Origin of the sequence: Phytohabitans rumicis, from assembly GCF_011764445.1 — a bacterium.
In the GTDB taxonomy this organism is placed as follows: Bacteria; Actinomycetota; Actinomycetes; order Mycobacteriales; family Micromonosporaceae; genus Phytohabitans; species Phytohabitans rumicis.
Map to the genome: position 1 here is coordinate 4,833,525 of NZ_BLPG01000001.1, position 15,423 is coordinate 4,848,947.

11 protein-coding genes, 2 pseudogenes and 1 riboswitch are annotated in these 15,423 nt (G+C 70.8%); of the genes and pseudogenes, 10 read left to right on the forward strand and 3 right to left on the reverse strand.

What is annotated here, in order from left to right; translation table 11 throughout:
• Nucleotides 1-5 precede the first annotated feature (5 nt).
• The 7 genes and pseudogenes from Prum_RS21740 (at nucleotide 6) to Prum_RS21765 (ending at nucleotide 9,254) form a co-directional block, all read left to right on the forward strand.
• Nucleotides 6-2,707, forward strand: a pseudogene (locus Prum_RS21740) (alpha/beta fold hydrolase).
• The gene (locus Prum_RS21745) at nucleotides 2,704-3,564 is read left to right on the forward strand and encodes an ABC transporter permease (protein ID WP_173078197.1); all 861 of its coding nucleotides are present in this window, start codon (nucleotides 2,704-2,706) and stop codon (nucleotides 3,562-3,564) included. The pseudogene Prum_RS21740 and the gene Prum_RS21745 overlap by 4 nt, the downstream one beginning before the upstream one ends.
• Nucleotides 3,565-3,596: 32 nt before the next feature.
• A complete protein-coding gene (locus Prum_RS21750; RefSeq protein WP_218577302.1) occupies nucleotides 3,597-4,313 on the forward strand; it encodes a dienelactone hydrolase family protein in 717 nt (238 codons plus the stop codon).
• Complete coding sequence (locus tag Prum_RS53875) at nucleotides 4,205-4,492, forward strand: dienelactone hydrolase family protein (RefSeq protein ID WP_218577303.1); 288 nt, start codon at nucleotides 4,205-4,207, stop codon at nucleotides 4,490-4,492. Before Prum_RS21750 ends, Prum_RS53875 begins: the two co-directional genes overlap by 109 nt.
• A gap of 73 nt (nucleotides 4,493-4,565) precedes the next feature.
• Nucleotides 4,566-4,703, forward strand: a riboswitch (SAM riboswitch).
• Nucleotides 4,704-4,716: 13 nt separating this feature from the next.
• Nucleotides 4,717-5,993, forward strand: a pseudogene (gene thrC / locus Prum_RS21755) (threonine synthase).
• Between the two features lie 314 nt (nucleotides 5,994-6,307).
• Nucleotides 6,308-7,642: an IS4 family transposase gene (locus Prum_RS21760; protein WP_173073357.1), complete on the forward strand. Its 1,335-nt coding sequence runs from the start codon at nucleotides 6,308-6,310 to the stop codon at nucleotides 7,640-7,642.
• Between the two features lie 592 nt (nucleotides 7,643-8,234).
• On the forward strand, nucleotides 8,235-9,254 hold the full coding sequence (locus Prum_RS21765) for a GNAT family N-acetyltransferase (RefSeq protein ID WP_173078198.1): 1,020 nt from the start codon (nucleotides 8,235-8,237) through the stop codon (nucleotides 9,252-9,254).
• Here the strand turns inward: Prum_RS21765 and Prum_RS21770 are convergent.
• On the reverse strand, nucleotides 9,193-9,681 hold the full coding sequence (locus Prum_RS21770; protein WP_173078199.1) for a hypothetical protein: 489 nt from the start codon (nucleotides 9,679-9,681) through the stop codon (nucleotides 9,193-9,195). The genes Prum_RS21765 and Prum_RS21770 overlap by 62 nt on opposite strands.
• A gap of 41 nt (nucleotides 9,682-9,722) precedes the next feature.
• Between Prum_RS21770 and paaN the strand changes: the two genes are divergently transcribed.
• Nucleotides 9,723-11,396 carry a phenylacetic acid degradation protein PaaN gene (gene paaN, locus Prum_RS21775; RefSeq protein ID WP_173078200.1) on the forward strand — a complete coding sequence of 558 codons (1,674 nt, stop codon included), beginning with the start codon at nucleotides 9,723-9,725 and terminating at the stop codon, nucleotides 11,394-11,396.
• 4 nt (nucleotides 11,397-11,400) lie between these two features.
• Here paaN and Prum_RS21780 read toward each other — a convergent pair whose 3' ends face one another.
• Together Prum_RS21780 and Prum_RS21785 are read right to left on the reverse strand one after the other, a co-directional pair.
• Complete coding sequence (locus Prum_RS21780) at nucleotides 11,401-11,901, reverse strand: GNAT family N-acetyltransferase (RefSeq protein WP_281368951.1); 501 nt, start codon at nucleotides 11,899-11,901, stop codon at nucleotides 11,401-11,403.
• Nucleotides 11,898-12,686: a serine hydrolase gene (locus tag Prum_RS21785; protein ID WP_173078201.1), complete on the reverse strand. Its 789-nt coding sequence runs from the start codon at nucleotides 12,684-12,686 to the stop codon at nucleotides 11,898-11,900. The genes Prum_RS21780 and Prum_RS21785 overlap by 4 nt, the downstream gene beginning before the upstream one ends.
• A gap of 334 nt (nucleotides 12,687-13,020) precedes the next feature.
• Here Prum_RS21785 and Prum_RS21790 point away from each other — a divergent pair, with 334 nt between their 5' ends.
• Nucleotides 13,021-13,224 carry a cold-shock protein gene (locus Prum_RS21790; RefSeq protein ID WP_173040429.1) on the forward strand — a complete coding sequence of 68 codons (204 nt, stop codon included), beginning with the start codon at nucleotides 13,021-13,023 and terminating at the stop codon, nucleotides 13,222-13,224.
• A gap of 333 nt (nucleotides 13,225-13,557) precedes the next feature.
• Nucleotides 13,558-15,180, forward strand: coding sequence for a chaperonin GroEL (gene groL / locus Prum_RS21795; protein ID WP_173078202.1), 1,623 nt, complete (start codon nucleotides 13,558-13,560; stop codon nucleotides 15,178-15,180).
• Nucleotides 15,181-15,423: the final 243 nt, after the last annotated feature.

Consider the following 15,423-nt stretch of genomic DNA (forward strand, 5'->3'; position numbering starts at 1 on the left):
GCGGCATGCGTCGAATCCGTGCCCTGTCCGCAGCAGCCGCCGGGCTGGCCGTGACCGCGGCCGTCGCGGTCTGGGCGGCGTGGCCGGACGCGCCGGCCTACACCACCGAGAACGCCGTGGTCACCGTGCGCTCCGGACCGGGCGGGGACGAGCCGGTCGACCTGGACACGACGCTCTACCTGCCCACGGACCGCGGCGGCCCGGTGCCGGCGGTGCTGCTGGCGCACGGCTTCGGCGGCACCAAGGAGAGCGTGGCGGCGGACGCCAAGGACCTGGCCGGCCTCGGGTACGCGGTCCTCGCCTACACCGCGAGGGGGTTCGGGCGCAGCGGCGGCGAGGTCCACCTGGACAGCCCGGACTACGAGGTACGCGACGCGCAGCGGCTGCTGGACTGGCTCGCCGCCCGGCCGGAGGTGCGCAAGGACGCCGACGGGGACCCGCGGGTGGGCGTCGTCGGCGGCTCGTACGGCGGCGGCCTCGCCCTCCTGCTCGCGGCCCAGGACCAGCGGGTCGACGCGATCGTGCCGATGATCACGTGGAACGACCTGGCCCGCTCCTTCCTGCCCGAGTCGACCGGCCGGACCCCGGTCGAGGGGGTCTTCAAGAAGGGCTGGGCCGGCCTCTTCTTCGGCAACACGGCAGGCGACATGGCCGGCGGGGCGGGCGACCCGACGTGTGGCCGCTTCGCCCGCGACGTGTGCGAGATGTACCAGCAGGTGGCCACGACCGGCCGCGCCACCCAGTCCGCCGTCGACCTGCTGCGCCGGTCCAGCCCGGCACCGGTGCTCGACCGGATCAAGGCCCCCGCGCTGCTGATCCAGGGCGAGGCGGACACGCTCTTCCCGCTCTCCGAGGCGGACGCGAACGCGCGCGGCATCGCGGCCGGCGGCACACCGGTACGCGTCGCGTGGTTCACCGGCGGCCACGACGGCGGCGACGGCCCGCAGACCGACCGCGACCGGGTGCGGTACCTGACCGCGCAGTGGCTGGACCACTACGTCAAGGGCGCGGGCGACGCGCCGTCCAACAGCTTCACCTGGTCGCGGGTGGCCGGGTTCGACGCGATGGACCGGGGCCTGGTCACCAACGGCTTCTCGGTCGACACCTACCCGGGGCTGACCGGCACGGCCCTGTCGCAGGTGGCGCTCACCGGGCCGACCCAGCCGATCGCCAACCCGCCCGGCGGCAACCCGGCAGCCATCTCGGCGCTGCCGGGGGCGGGCGCGCTCGGCTCGGTCCTGCCGGTGACCGATCTGCCCGGGCAGCACGCCATGTTCGACTCGGCGCCGCTGGCGGACGCGGTCGACATCGTCGGCGCGCCCACCGTGTCGATCCGGGCCGCGTCGCCGACCGGCGAGGCCGTGCTCTTCGTCAAGCTCTACGACCTCGACGAGAACGGCACCGGCACGCTGCCCAGCGGCCTCATCGCCCCGGTGCGCCTGACCGGCCTGCCCACCGACATCGCGCAGGCTCAGCCGGTCACCGTGACGCTCCCGGCGATCGTCCGGCGGATCGAGGCCGGGCACCGGCTGCGCGTGTCGATCGCCACCTCCGACCAGGGGTACGCCACGCCCGCCGAGCCCACCGTCTACACGGTCGGGCTGGCCGGCGGCGGCGTGACCGTGCCGACGGTGACGGGCGAGCCGATCGCCACCACCGCCGTACTGTGGCGGTGGGTGCTGGTCGCCCTCATCGCCGCGGTGGCGCTCGGGCTCGCCGTGGTCGTCCTGATCGCGCGGCGCCGGCACCGCCGCACCGACACCTCTGTCCTTCCGGAGTACGCGCAGACGCCGCTGGTGGTCAAGCAGCTGCGTAAGGAGTACGCGGACGGCTTCGTCGCGGTGTCCAAGGTGGACTTCACGGTCGAGCGCGGGCAGGTGGTGGGCCTGCTCGGGCCGAACGGTGCCGGCAAGACCACCACGCTGCGGGTGCTGATGGGGCTGACTCAGCCGAGCGGCGGCGAGATCTTCGTCTTCGGGCACCGGCTCGTGCCCGGCGCCCCGGTGCTCTCCCGGCTCGGTGCGCTGGTGGAGGGGCCCGGCTTCCTCCCGCACCTGAGCGGCCTGGAGAACCTGAAGGCGTACTGGGGGCGACCGGGCGCCCGGCGGCGGACGCCCGCCTCGACGAGGCCGTCGAGATCGCCGGGCTGGGCGACTCGATCCACCGCAAGGTCCGCAAGTACAGCCACGGCATGAAGCAACGCCTCGCGATCGCCCAGGCGATGCTGGGCCTGCCGGAGCTGCTGGTGCTGGACGAGCCGACGGACGGGCTGGACCCGCCGCAGATCGCCGAGATGCGCCGGGTGCTCAAGCGGTACGCCACGGACGGCCGGGCGGTGCTGGTCTCCAGCCACCTGCTCGCCGAGGTGGAGCAGACCTGTACGCACGCGGTGGTGGTCAACAAGGGCGAGATCGTGGCATCCGGGCTGGTCGACGAGATCGTCGGCGACTCGCCAACCGTGCACTTCGACGTGTCCGATGTGGACGCCGCCGAGGCGGTGCTGGACGGGCTGGCCGGGGTCCGCTCGGTGGCCTGGGACGGCACCAGCGGGCTGGTTGTGGACATCAACGGCACCGCCCGCAGCGAGGTCGTGGCCGAGCTGGTCCGGGCCGGCATCGGGGTCGACCGGGTGGTGCCGCGGCGGCGCCTCGAAGACGCGTTCCTGGCCCTGGTGGGCGACAACTCGCGGGGGAGTGGGGACAGATGACCTTGGTTGGTGCCGCCTCTGGATACCGTCCCGGACGGACCCTCACGGTCCGGCAGGAGTGGCGGCGGCAGGCGTCCCGGCGGCGTACCCAGCTCGCCCTCGGGTTCATGGTGCTGCTGCCGTTGATCATTCTGGTCGCGTTCCAGTTCGACAGCGGCGGGGACGACGACAACGGTCGCGGCGAGTTCGCCAGCCTGATCGAGCTGGCCACGAACGGTGGGCTGAACTTCACCCTCTTCACGCTCTTCGTGTCGGCCGGTTTCCTGCTCACCGTCGTGGTGGCGCTCTTCCACGGCGACACGGTGGCCAGCGAGGCGAGCTGGGGCAGCCTGCGCTACCTGCTGGCCGTACCGGTGCCCCGGGCCCGGCTGCTCGCGGTGAAGCTGGTGGTGGCGCTGGCGTACTCGGCGGTGGCCCTGGTGCTGCTCGCCGGCACCGCCCTGCTCATCGGCACGCTCCGGTACGGCTGGGCCCCGCTGCGCAGCACCGTCGCGGCCGAGATCCCGGCCGGCGAAGGGCTGCTGCGGCTGCTCGCCATCCTCGGCTATCTGGCCGTCGGCCTGCTCGTGGTGGCAGGCTTGGCGTTCCTGCTCTCGGTGCTGACCGACGCCCCGCTCGGCGCGGTCGGCGGCGCGGTGCTGCTCTTCATCCTGTCGAGCATCCTGGACCAGATCACCGCGCTCGGTGGCCTGCGATCCGTGCTGCCCACCCACTACAGCGACGCCTGGCTGGGGCTGCTCTCCACCCCGGCGCAGTCCGACGACATCGTCAAGGGCTGCATCTCGGCGGTCGCCTATGCGACGGTCTTCTGGTCGCTGGCATTCTGGCGCTTCACGCGCAAAGACGTGGTGAGCTGAACCCAAATGTCCGATCCTGCGTGCATCCGGGTATGACGCAGTTCCACGGGTACCTTGCCGAAGAGGTAGCGGTCGACTTCGGCGACGGCATCATCACGCGCCGGGAGGCACTGCGGCGGCTGGGGCTGCTCGGGGTCGGCGGGGTCGCCGCCTCATCCCTGCTCGCCGCCTGCTCAAGCGACGGCGGCGACTCGCTTACGCCCGCGCCTGCCACGGGCTCGCCATCCGCCCCGGCCCCGGCCGGCCTGCCGACCGAGGCGGTCACCTTCGCCGGTCCTGGAGGCCGCACGCTGCAGGCCGCGTGGGCGGCGGCCAGCGAACCGCGCGGCACGGTCCTGGTGGTCCACGAGAACCGCGGGCTCACCGACCACATCCGCTCCGTCGCCGGGCGGCTGGCCGCCAGCGGGTTCTCGGCGCTCGCCATCGACCTGCTCTCCGCCGAGGGCGGCACGGCCAGCTTCGCCGACTCCGCGGCCGCCACCGCCGCGCTCAACGCCGCCCCGGACGAGCGCTTCGTCGCGGACATGAAGGCCGGCATCGACGAGCTGGTGCGCCGCGAGCCGGACCAAAAGCCCGGCGCGGTCGGCTTCTGCTTCGGCGGGGCATGGTCTGGACCCTGCTGGCCGCCGGCGAGCCGCGGTTGGCCGCCGCGGCCCCGTTCTACGGGCCGCTGCCGGACGGCGCGGACTTCGCCGGCTCCCGGAACGCCGCCGTGCTGGGCGTCTACGCCGAAAACGACAGCCGGGTGAACGCCAGCCGGGACGCCGCCCGTGCCGCCCTGGAGCGCGCCAACCTCACCCACGAGATCGTCACGGTGCCCGGCGTCGGCCACGCCTTCTTCAACGACACCGGCGCCCGGTACGACGCCGCGGCCGCCGCCACGATCTACGAGCAGCTGCTGGCGTGGTTTACCGAGCACATGCGGTGATAACCGTCACCGCGGCTGCGGAGCGGTAAGGAACGCCCTTACACTCGGGCGTAACTGCGTAACACAACTGAATACCTCATCCAGAGGGCTGAGGGATACGGCCCGACGACGCCCCGGCAACCACTCCGCAATCTGACTCGACGACGAGGCCAGGCGGGGCAGGTGCCAATTCCGTCCCCGTCGCACGGTGCGGCGCAGGGAAAGATGAGAGGAAACCCCTCGTCATGACGACGGTCGTCGACACCCCCACCCAGGCCAGCCCCGCCCGCGCGCTCGTCTGTCGCGGCTGCGGCGCGGAGTACCCGCTCGTCGCCCAGCACGCCTGTTACGAGTGTTTCGGCCCGCTCGAGGTGGCCTACGACCAGGCCGCCCTCGCGCGGGTCACCCGGGCCCAGATCGAGGCAGGCCCCAAGAGCATCTGGCGGTACGCGGCGCTGCTGCCCGCCGGCCAGGACCCGGCCACCCGGGTCACCCTGGACCCGGCTTCACCCCGCTCATCGCCGCCCCGCGGCTCGCGGCCGAGCTCGGCGTGCGCGGCCCGCTGTGGGTCAAGGACGACAGCGCCAACCCGACCCACTCGTTCAAGGACCGGGTGGTCTCGGTCGCCCTCACCGCCGCGCGCGGGCTGGGCTTTAGCCGGTTCGCCTGCGCCTCGACCGGCAACCTGGCCAACTCGGTCGCCGCGCACGCCGCGCGGGCCGGCGTACCGTCGATCGTCTTCATCCCGGGCGACCTCGAGACCGGCAAGGTCATCACGACCGCGGTGTACGACCGCGACCTGGTCGCGATCGAGGGCTCGTACGACGACGTGAACCGGCTCTGCAGCGAACTGGTGGAGACCGACGAGTTCGAGGACACCGCGTTCGTCAACGTCAACGTCCGGCCGTACTACGCCGAGGGCTCCAAGACCCTCGGGTACGAGGTGGCCGAGCAGCTCGGCTGGCGCCTGCCCGAGCAGGTGGTGATCCCGATGGCCAGCGGGGAGCTGCTCACCAAGATCGACAAGGCGTTCACCGAACTGGTGGAGATCGGCCTGGTCGAGGCCCCGGCGAACGGCTGGCGCGTCTTCGGCGCCCAGTCGGCCGGATGCAACCCGATCGCGGTGGCCCTGCACCAGGGCGCCGAGGAGATCGTCCCGGTCAAGCCGACCGGCATCGCCAAGTCGCTCAACATCGGCGACCCGGCCGCCGGCCTGTACGCCCTGGAGGCGGTGCGCCGTACCGGGGGCTGGATGGACTACGCCGACGACGACGAGATCCGCGACGGAATCCGCCAACTCGCCCGTACGACCGGTGTCTTCGCCGAGACCGCGGGCGGCGTGACCGTGGCCGTCCTGCGCAAGCTCGTCGAGTCCGGCAAGCTCGACCCGGACGCCGAGACGGTCGTCTTCAACACCGGGGAAGGGCTCAAGACGCTGGACGCGGTCGCCGACCTGGTCGGCCCGACGTACCGGATCAAGCCCTCCCTCCGCGGCGCCCGCGAAGCCGGCCTCCTGCACTAGGGCGCTGGTCGTCGTCTGGACCCGCCGCAGCCCCACAAAGATCCGCCAGACACGCCCGAGGGGTCCGTAGCTGGAGGCTTCCTGTATCGCGGAGGGTGGGGCCGCGGGAGCAGCGGTCTGTACCGCGGCGGACGTCGCGGTAGCCCTGAATTTTTTGGATCTAGACGCAATGCCGCTCAGTTAAGGGTCTGGCCGGGCGTTGTTGATGGGGCCGGGGTAGACGGGCAGCGAGGCTCCGGTAGACATGGCTGTCCTCACAAGACGGTCATGATCTGTAGGGAGCCTCGCTGTCCACGTATTTTGTCACCCGCCGGATGATCAAGGTCGCTGCGGGTGTGTTCGCCCCAGGGCACGTTGGGGAGTTGACGCAGCATGTGCCGTTCGAGATGGTCGATGCCGCGTTGGCGGAGGCCGGTCTGGGTAAGTCCCGTGTGCGTGAGGTACCAGCCCGGGTTGTGGTCTACCTGCTGTTAGCCGGCGCGTTGTTCGCCGAGGTGGGCTACCGGCAGGTCTGGGACAAGCTGGTAGCGGCCCTGGACGGTGTGCCGGTGGCGAACCCGACCTCGGGTGTGCTGGCCCAGGCCCGCCAACGCATGGGACCGGCTCCTTTGCGGGCCTTGTTCGACCTGGTGCGGGGACCGGGTCCGGCGCCGCGTACCCGTGGGCGGTGGTGGCGAGGGCTGCTGGTCTGCGCTATAGACGGGACCAGCGCGGCTGTCCCGGCCAGCGCGGCGAATCTGGCCGAGTACACCCCGCATCGCTGCAACCATGGCGGGTCGGGCTATCCGAAGCTGCGGCTGCTGGTGTTGGTGTGCTGCGGAACCCGGACCGTCATCGACGCGATCTTCGGGCCCACCGGGGTGGGGGAGATGCCCTACGCCAAACGGTTGGTGGCCAGCCTGCGTCCGTCGATGGTCGTGCTGTTGGACCGGGCCTTTGGGGCGGCGGACCTGATCGAGGCGATCGCGCAGGCCAGGGCATACCTGGTGGTGCGGGTCAAGGACAACCGGAAACTGCCGGTGATACAGCGGCTGCCGGACGGCTCATACCTATCGGTGATCGGCCAACTGCGGGTCCGCGTGGTGGAGTGTCAAATCCACGTGCAGACCACGGCCGGGCGTGCCACGACCATGTACCGCCTCGTCACCACGCTGATTGAGCACCACCACTATCCGGCGTTCGACCTGGTCCGGCTCTACCACGAACGGTGGGAGGTCGAAACAGCGTTCCTGGAACTGAAATCGACGATCCTGGGCGGGCGGGTACTACGAGCCAGGACCCCGGCCGGGGTCCGCCAGGAGGTCTACGCCCTGCTGGTGACCTACCAGGCCATCCGCCTGGCCATGGCCGACGCCACCGACACCCAGCCCGACCTTGACCCCGACCGGGCCTGCTTCACTACCGCCTTGAGCGCGGCGCGTGACCTGGTCGTGCAGGCGGCGAACGCCATCACCGGCGCGGTGATCGACCTGGTCGGCGCGATCGGCCGGCGAGTCCTAGCCAACCTCATGCCCGAGCGTCGGACCAGGCGCGCCCCGCGGATCGTCAAACGAGCGATCTCCAAGTACAACGCCAAAGGCCCCAACATCGACCGGAAGACCTACCAGGCCACGATCAGCATCGACATCCTCGTGCCCCAGAGCCCTTGACGACGCCACACCACGCCTTAACTGAGCGGCATTGGATCTAGACGAGTAAGGGTTCGGACCTGACCTTTTTCTCGTCTAGATCCACGGGATCGGCCGCGCGCCGGCCGCGCGCTACGCCGTCGCCCGCCGCGCTCGTCGATCAAGGCTTTCCGCGTCGATCAAGGGCGAATGGTCGTGGATTGTAGATCAAAGCACGACCAGATGCCCTTGATCGACGGGGAAGGCCTTGATCGACGCGCCCCGGCGCGCGGCGGGGTGGGGGTGAGGGAGCGCCAGGGGGACGGGGTGGTGCGCCGAGTGGTGCGTGGGGTGCGCCGAGCGGCGGATGGGGGTCGCTGGGCATGATCGGGGCGGATCGGCGGTTTCCTGGGACGGGAGTTGCATTCTGTAATCGTGAATTTGCCGTCCGTCGAGAAAACACCGCTCCGGGGACTTGACGGCGACAACCGGACGACGCAGGATGCTCCGTGCGGGAGGGCGGTCGCCGTAGGCTTTCGTAGTTCTAACGTCCCAGCGCCGGAGGCGCTGTGCGACCGTCCCTCCCGACCAAATTCGCTCGCGGCCCGCGCGTTCACGCGGGATCCTCGGTCGCATGGACATCGTCGTCAAGCCCATGGATCCGTCCGACGAGGTAACCGCCGACCAGGCGTACCAGGTCGTCGAAGCGGTCATCGCCGCGGACGTGCCAGACTTCCCGCCGGTCGGGCGCCGGCGCTTCTTCGCCGAGCTGGCGCATCCCTGGCCCGGCAACGCCCATGAGTTAGCGGTGGGCTTCGTCGACGGCGAGGCCGCCGGTTACCTCGCCGTCCACCTGCCGCAGCTGGACAACCTCGAAAACGCCGAGATCGACCTCAGCGTCCACCCGGCTCACCGGCGCCGCGGCGTCGGCCGGGCGCTGCACGAGCACGCCGTGTCGGTGGTCCGCGGCCTGGGCCGCAAGCGCATGAACACGATGGCGATCGAGACGCTGCCCGGCGGCGTGGCGCGCGACCCGGCCGGCGGCGTGTTCGCCGAGGCCATGGGCTTCAAGAACGCCCTGACCGACGTGCGCCGCCGGCTGGACGTCACGGCCGTCGACGACAAGGCGCTGGACGAGTCGCTGGCCGCCGCGTACCAGCGGGCCGCCGGTTATTCGCTCGTCCAGTGGAATGGCGCGACTCCTGAGGAGTACATCGACGACATCGCCTACCTCGACGGCCGGCTGCTCGCCGACGCGCCGATGGGCGACCTCGAATGGGAGCCGGAGAAGGTCGACGCGGTCAAGGTCCGCGCGATCGACGCCGTCGCCGCGGCCCGCGGCCGCCGTCGCTACCACACGGGGGTACGCCACGACGAGAGCGGCCGGGTTGTCGCGTGGACGCTGATCGACTTCCCGGGAACGGTGGACTGGCACGCGTTCCAGCAGATCACCATCGTGGATCCGGCCCACCGGGGTCACCGGCTGGGCATGCTGGTGAAGGTGGAGAACCTGCGTTACACCCGCGCGCACGAGCCGGCGCTGCGCTCGATCGACACGTGGAACGCGGGCGTCAACGACCACATGATCTCGATCAATGAGGCGATGGGGTTCCGGGCGATCGACGGTTGGGGGAACTGGCAGCTCTCACTCTGAGGCGAGTCGCCCACGGACGCAGTGGAAGCTCGCGGTAGCCACCTGCCGCGAGCCCGGCGTGCCGCTCGAAGAAGTTGCGCGCGCCGTACCCGCCGGTGACCAGGTACGACCAGCCGCACGCGGCGAAGTAGAGCGGAAAGAAGAACGGGCCGAGCACGGCGTACTGGCCGACGTGGCGGGTCTCGTGGGCGAGCAGGTCGGCGCGTTCGGGGTCGAGCAGCCAGTCGGCGGTGCGCTTGGTGAAGACGACCGTCCCGACGGTGAAGCACTTCTGCCTGGGCACCCGGAGCCGGTAGCCGCCGGCCACGAAGACGCCGCCCGGTCCGCGTACCAGGGGAGTGCGGGTGGCCGCCGCCAGCGCGACCGCGGCCAGTGAGGTGCCGTTGATCCAGGTCAGCGTGCTGCGCACGGCGTGCCACGTCGGCATAGCGCTCAGCATCGCACGGCAACTGCGGCATGATGACTGGCATGACGGAGACCCCGCAGCATCTGTACGAGAAGCACGCAGACACCCTCGCGCGGGCGCTGACCGCGATCGCCGAGCGCGGCTACTGGTCGGCCTACCCCGAGTCGCCCAGCCCGCGGGTGTACGGCGAGACCGCGGCCGCCGACGGCGAGGCGGCGTTCCGGGCCTATCTCGGCGGCCTCTTCCCGCTGGACCAGCCGGGCACCAACGGCCAGGTCGCCACGGAAGCCAGCCCGTTCGGCGTCGAGCTGGGCGTGACGTACCCGCACAGCGACGTCGACGCCCTGATCGCCGCCGCGACGGCCGCGCTGCCGGCCTGGCGGGACGCCGGTCCGCAGGCCCGCACCGGCGTGTGCATGGAGATCCTGGCCCGGCTGCACGCGCACGTGTTCGAACTGGCCAACGCGGTGCAGTTCACGACGGGGCAGGCGTTCGTGATGGCGTTCCAGGCCGGTGGGGCGCACGCGCTCGACCGGGCGCTGGAGGCGCTCGCCTACGCGTACGCGGAGATGACCCGGCACCCCGGCAAGGCCGAGTGGGAAAAGCCGGCGGGCAAGGGCGACCCGCTGCGGATGACCAAGACGTTCCACGTCGTGCCGCGGGGCGTGGCGCTGGTGGTCGGCTGCAACACGTTCCCGACGTGGAACTCGTACCCGGGGCTCTTCGCGTCGCTGGCCACCGGCAACCCGGTCATCGTCAAGCCGCACCCCCGCGCGGTGCTGCCGCTCGCCGTCACCGTCAAGTACGCCCGCGAGGTGCTCGCCGAGGCTGGTTTCGACCCCAACCTCGTACTGCTCGCCGCCGAGACGCCGGGCGAAGGGCTGGCGTCCACGCTCGCGCTCCGGCCCGAGGTGAAGATCATCGACTTCACCGGCTCGACCGCGTACGGCGACTGGCTGGAGGCCAACGCCCGGCAGGCCGCCGTCTACACCGAGAAGGCCGGGGTCAACACGATCGTCGTGGACTCGACCGACGACTTCGCCGGGATGTGCCGCAACATCGGCTTCTCGCTGACTCTCTACAGCGGACAGATGTGCACCACCCCGCAGAACATCCTCGTCCCGTCCGGCGGCATCGGCACCGACCAGGGGCACAAGACCTTCGACGAGGTGGCCGCCGGCATCGCGGGCGTGGTCGGCAAGCTGACCGGCGACCCGGCCCGCGCCGTCGAGCTGACCGGGGCGATCGTCAACGATGGGGTGCTGGACCGGCTGGAGGAGGTCAAGTCGGTCGGTGAGCCGGTGCTGGAGTCGCGGGTCGTCGCGCATCCCGCGTACGAGGGCGCGGTCGTGCGTACCCCGGCGGTGGTGAAGCTGTCCGCGGACGCCGACCAGATTTACGGCCGCGAGTGGTTCGGACCCATCTCATTCGTGATCGGCACCGACTCCACCGCGCAGAGCCTCGACATCTTCCGGGCGACGGTGGGCGAGCGGGGCGCGCTGACGGCGGGGGTTTACTCGACCGACGAGAAGGTGCTCGACGCGGCCGAGGCGGCCGCGCTCGACACCGGCGTGCACCTGTCCTGCAACCTGACCGGCGGGGTGTTCGTGAACCAGTCGGCGGCGTTCTCGGACTTCCACGCCAGCGGCGCCAACCCGGCGGCCAACGCGGCCCTCACCGACGGCGCGTACGTGGCGAGCCGCTTCCGCATCGTCCAGTCCCGCCGCCACCTGTGATGGCTTAGGCGCGGCGGCGCATTTGCAGCTCCGTGAGCACCGGGATGGTGGGGTGCACGACCCGCATCCCGGTGTCCACGAAGCCCAAGCGCTCGTACGCCCGCACCGCGCGGTCGTTGCCGACGACGACCTCGAGCAGCAGCTCGGGCCGGCCGACGTCGCGGGACCACGCGGCGACGCCCTCGACGAGCTCGGCCAGCACGCCCGTGCCCCGGCGGGTCGGGGTCACGTACACCGCGAAGATCACGGTGAGCTTGGCCTCCTCGGGCGACGCGATGCCGCCCGCGTGGCCGACCAGGCGGCCGTCCGCCTCGGCAACGAACTGGGCGCAGAAGCCGCCGACCGAGTTGCGGGCGACCCGGTCGGCGAACTCGGCGTGCGGGAAGGCGGCCGCCTCGGCGAGCGTCTCCAGGAACGCCAGGGGCGTGTCCGCGAGCATCTCCAGCCGGAGCGCGCGCATGCGGGCGGCATCTTCGGGCCGTACGCGGCGCACCGTAGCTGTCACGCCGCCACCCTAACGACTTGCGCGCCGACTTTTCGGCACAGTTCGGTGCCGTACCCGAAGCCCAACGGGCCTGGGTACCGGGCCAGCACGGCGAGCACCCACCCGGCGCCGATCGCCAGGCAGCTGACGTGCCACAGCTTGTCCTCGTCGCGCAGCAGCCAGCCGTTCTTGATGGCGACCGTCTCGGCGATCGGCACCGGGAGGGCGGCCCGCACGCCGAAGTCGCCCGCGCCGCGTACCTGGCGCATCTCGTTCAGCAGCCAGCGTGTCCACCGTGGCCCGGCCGCGCGCCCGTCGGCGAGGCAGGCGCCCAGCCGTACGGTGTCCCGGGCGGACACGGTGGTGTTGCTCCACCGGTTCCGGTACGGGCTGCTGTCGGTGAGTCGGCAGATCGCGATGAGGCGCTCGATCGAGGCGCGCCGGCCGACCAGCTTGAAGATCGCCTGCGCGGCGGCGTTGTCGCTGTCCCGGATCATGATGGTGAGCTGCCGCATCCGGGCCTCGTCCGGGGTGACCCCCTCCTCGGCCGACATCCGCAGGTAGTCCGCCGCGATCCAGGACTTGACCATCGACATGGTGTCGCTGGGCGCGGTGAGGTTCGCCGAGCCGCTGATCCGCCCGGTACGCCGATCGAGCAGGGCCCAGGAGAGGAAGCCGGTGCTGTCGACGTACACCGGGCCCCGGCGCAGTGAGACGGTGAGCGACGGCGGCGCGGACGGTGTCGGTGGCAGGGGCGCCGCGCCGGCTACCCACCGCGTGGCCTCGGGGGCGGCATCGACAACCATGATCGCCCCAAGGTGCCCAGGATGGCCGCGGCGGAAGCCGCCATGAGCCACCCGTAGCGGGGTCGGGCCCGGTGCCGGCCGCGCCGTCCGGGCGTTCGCGAAACCACGATTTATTCAACGAGTCAGCGTCGCTGGTGGCGGTGGCAGGATGCCGGGTCACGACCACGGTGTCCGGTTTGGGGTAGTGCACGGGCGAGGGTCCTCGTGTAGCGTGCGATTTCGGCCGCTGTGTTCGACGGACCACCCCGGACCACGGATCGGCGGCCCCGGCCAGCGAACGCTTCGGCCGGGGGTTGTCGAAAACCCAGCACCATCGAAGTGAGGGAAGTGCACCGTGGCACAGGGCACCGTCAAGTGGTTCAACAGCGAAAAGGGCTACGGCTTCATCGCGGTAGACGGCGGGCAGGACGTCTTTGTCCACTTCTCGGCGATCGAGATGGACGGCTACAAGGCGCTTGACGACGGTCAGCGCGTGGAGTTCGAGATCGCGCAGGGCCAAAAGGGGCCGCAGGCTGAGAAGGTTCGCCTCATCGCCTGAGTACGTCCAGGACGCGTTCAAGGCGGGGCACCGGTGGATCCGGCCCCGCCTCCTGCTTTTCCCGGGGTTCCCACCCGTCATCCCCCGTTCACCGGACGCGCTTGCACTCCCCCCGGCAGAGTGCTAAACAGGTGATTGGCACTCGCGGCATGTGAGTGCCAAAGGTCGGGACGGTGAGGCTCGGTCGCGTCCGCGCGACACGGGCCGGTCGTCGCGGGCTATCCGGCCCGGCCGACGGATCGTCGCTGCCGCGAGGCGGTGACTTTTCGAAGGTGCGCGTCGTGAGTCGACAGGCTCGGGGCGCAGTGGATGTCCAGTGGAGGACAACGCCGTATGGCCAAGATTATCGCGTTCGACGAAGAGGCGCGCCGTGGCCTCGAGCGGGGTATGAACACCCTCGCCGACGCCGTCAAGGTGACGCTGGGCCCCAAGGGCCGCAACGTCGTGCTCGAGAAGAAGTGGGGTGCTCCGACCATCACCAACGATGGTGTGAGCATCGCCAAGGAAATCGAGCTCGAGGACCCGTACGAGAAGATCGGCGCGGAGCTGGTCAAGGAGGTCGCGAAGAAGACCGACGACGTTGCCGGTGACGGCACGACGACGGCGACCGTCCTGGCCCAGGCGCTGGTTCGCGAGGGCCTGCGCAACGTGGCGGCCGGCGCCAACCCGATGGCCCTGAAGCGGGGCATCGAGGCGGCCGTCGCCAACGTCGCGGAGGAGCTGGCGAAGATCGCCAAGGACGTCGAGACCAAGGAGCAGATCGCCTCCACGGCGTCGATCTCCGCCGGCGACGCCACCGTTGGCGAGATCATCGCCGAGGCGATGGACAAGGTCGGCAAGGAAGGCGTCATCACCGTCGAGGAGAGCAACACCTTCGGCCTCGAGCTTGAGCTCACCGAGGGCATGCGCTTCGACAAGGGCTACATCTCGCCGTACTTCTGGACCGACGCCGAGCGGATGGAGGCCGTCCTCGACGAGCCCTACATCCTGATCGCCAACAGCAAGATCGCGTCGGTCAAGGACCTGCTGCCGATCCTCGAGAAGATCATGCAGTCGGGCAAGGCGCTGCTGATCATCGCCGAGGACGTCGAGGGCGAGGCCCTGGCCACGCTCATCGTCAACAAGGTGCGCGGCACGTTCAAGTCTGTCGCCGTGAAGGCGCCCGGCTTCGGCGACCGCCGCAAGGCGATGCTCACCGACATCGCGATCCTCACCGGTGGCCAGGTCATCAGCGAGGAGGTCGGCCTCAAGCTCGACGCCGTCACCCTCGACCTGCTGGGCCGCGCCCGCAAGATCGTGGTGACCAAGGACGAGACCACCATCGTCGACGGTTCCGGTGACGCCGACCAGATCCAGGGTCGGGTCAACCAGATCCGCGCCGAGATCGAGAAGAGCGACTCCGACTACGACCGCGAGAAGCTGCAGGAGCGCCTGGCCAAGCTGGCCGGCGGTGTTGCGGTCATCAAGGTCGGCGCGGCCACCGAGGTCGAGCTGAAGGAGCGCAAGCACCGCATCGAAGACGCGGTCCGCAACGCCAAGGCCGCCGTCGAGGAGGGCATTGTCCCGGGTGGTGGTGTCGCGCTGGTCCAGGCCGGCAAGACCGCCTTCGACAAGCTCGACCTGAGCGGCGACGAGGCGACCGGCGCGCAGATCGTCAAGATCGCGCTGGACGCCCCGCTGCGGCAGATCGCCGTCAACGCCGGCCTCGAGGGCGGCGTCGTGGTGGAGAAGGTGCGCAACCTCGACACCAACCACGGCCTGAACGCGGCCACCGGGGAGTACGTCGACCTGCTGGCTGCGGGCATCATCGACCCGGCGAAGGTGACCCGGTCGGCGCTGCAGAACGCGGCGTCGATCGCGGCACTGTTCCTCACCACCGAAGCTGTGGTGGCGGACAAGCCGGAGAAGGACAAGGCCCCGGCCGGCGCGCCCGGCGGCGGGGACATGGACTTCTAAGTCCGTCTCAGCAGAAGGGGCGAGCCGGTTCTCCGGCTCGCCCCTTTGCGTTGCTGATCAGCGCCCTGGCTGGTTGCGCTGCTTGTCCGCCCGCGACGTCGTCGGGGGCGTATCGGTCAGCGGCTCCTCCGGAGAGTCCGCTCCGGACGGCTGGGCCATCCCGCGCCCCGGTGGCGTGTCTCGCCGTGGCGGCATGTCGCGCCGTTGGGGCATGTCACGCCGTGGATCGGCGTTCCGCCCGTC

Excerpts from the sequence above, each read along its gene's own strand:
- Prum_RS21745 (WP_173078197.1), top strand. The coding sequence starts at position 2,704 with ATGACCTTGGTTGGTGCCGCCTCTGGATACCGTCCCGGACGGACCCTC.
- Prum_RS21750 (WP_218577302.1), top strand. The coding sequence starts at position 3,597 with ATGACGCAGTTCCACGGGTACCTTGCCGAAGAGGTAGCGGTCGACTTC.
- Prum_RS21760 (WP_173073357.1), top strand. The coding sequence starts at position 6,308 with ATGATCAAGGTCGCTGCGGGTGTGTTCGCCCCAGGGCACGTTGGGGAG.
- Prum_RS21765 (WP_173078198.1), top strand. The coding sequence starts at position 8,235 with ATGGACATCGTCGTCAAGCCCATGGATCCGTCCGACGAGGTAACCGCC.
- Prum_RS21770 (WP_173078199.1), bottom strand. The coding sequence starts at position 9,681 with ATGCCGACGTGGCACGCCGTGCGCAGCACGCTGACCTGGATCAACGGC.
- paaN (WP_173078200.1), top strand. The coding sequence starts at position 9,723 with ATGACGGAGACCCCGCAGCATCTGTACGAGAAGCACGCAGACACCCTC.
- Prum_RS21785 (WP_173078201.1), bottom strand. The coding sequence starts at position 12,686 with ATGGTTGTCGATGCCGCCCCCGAGGCCACGCGGTGGGTAGCCGGCGCG.
- groL (WP_173078202.1), top strand. The coding sequence starts at position 13,558 with ATGGCCAAGATTATCGCGTTCGACGAAGAGGCGCGCCGTGGCCTCGAG.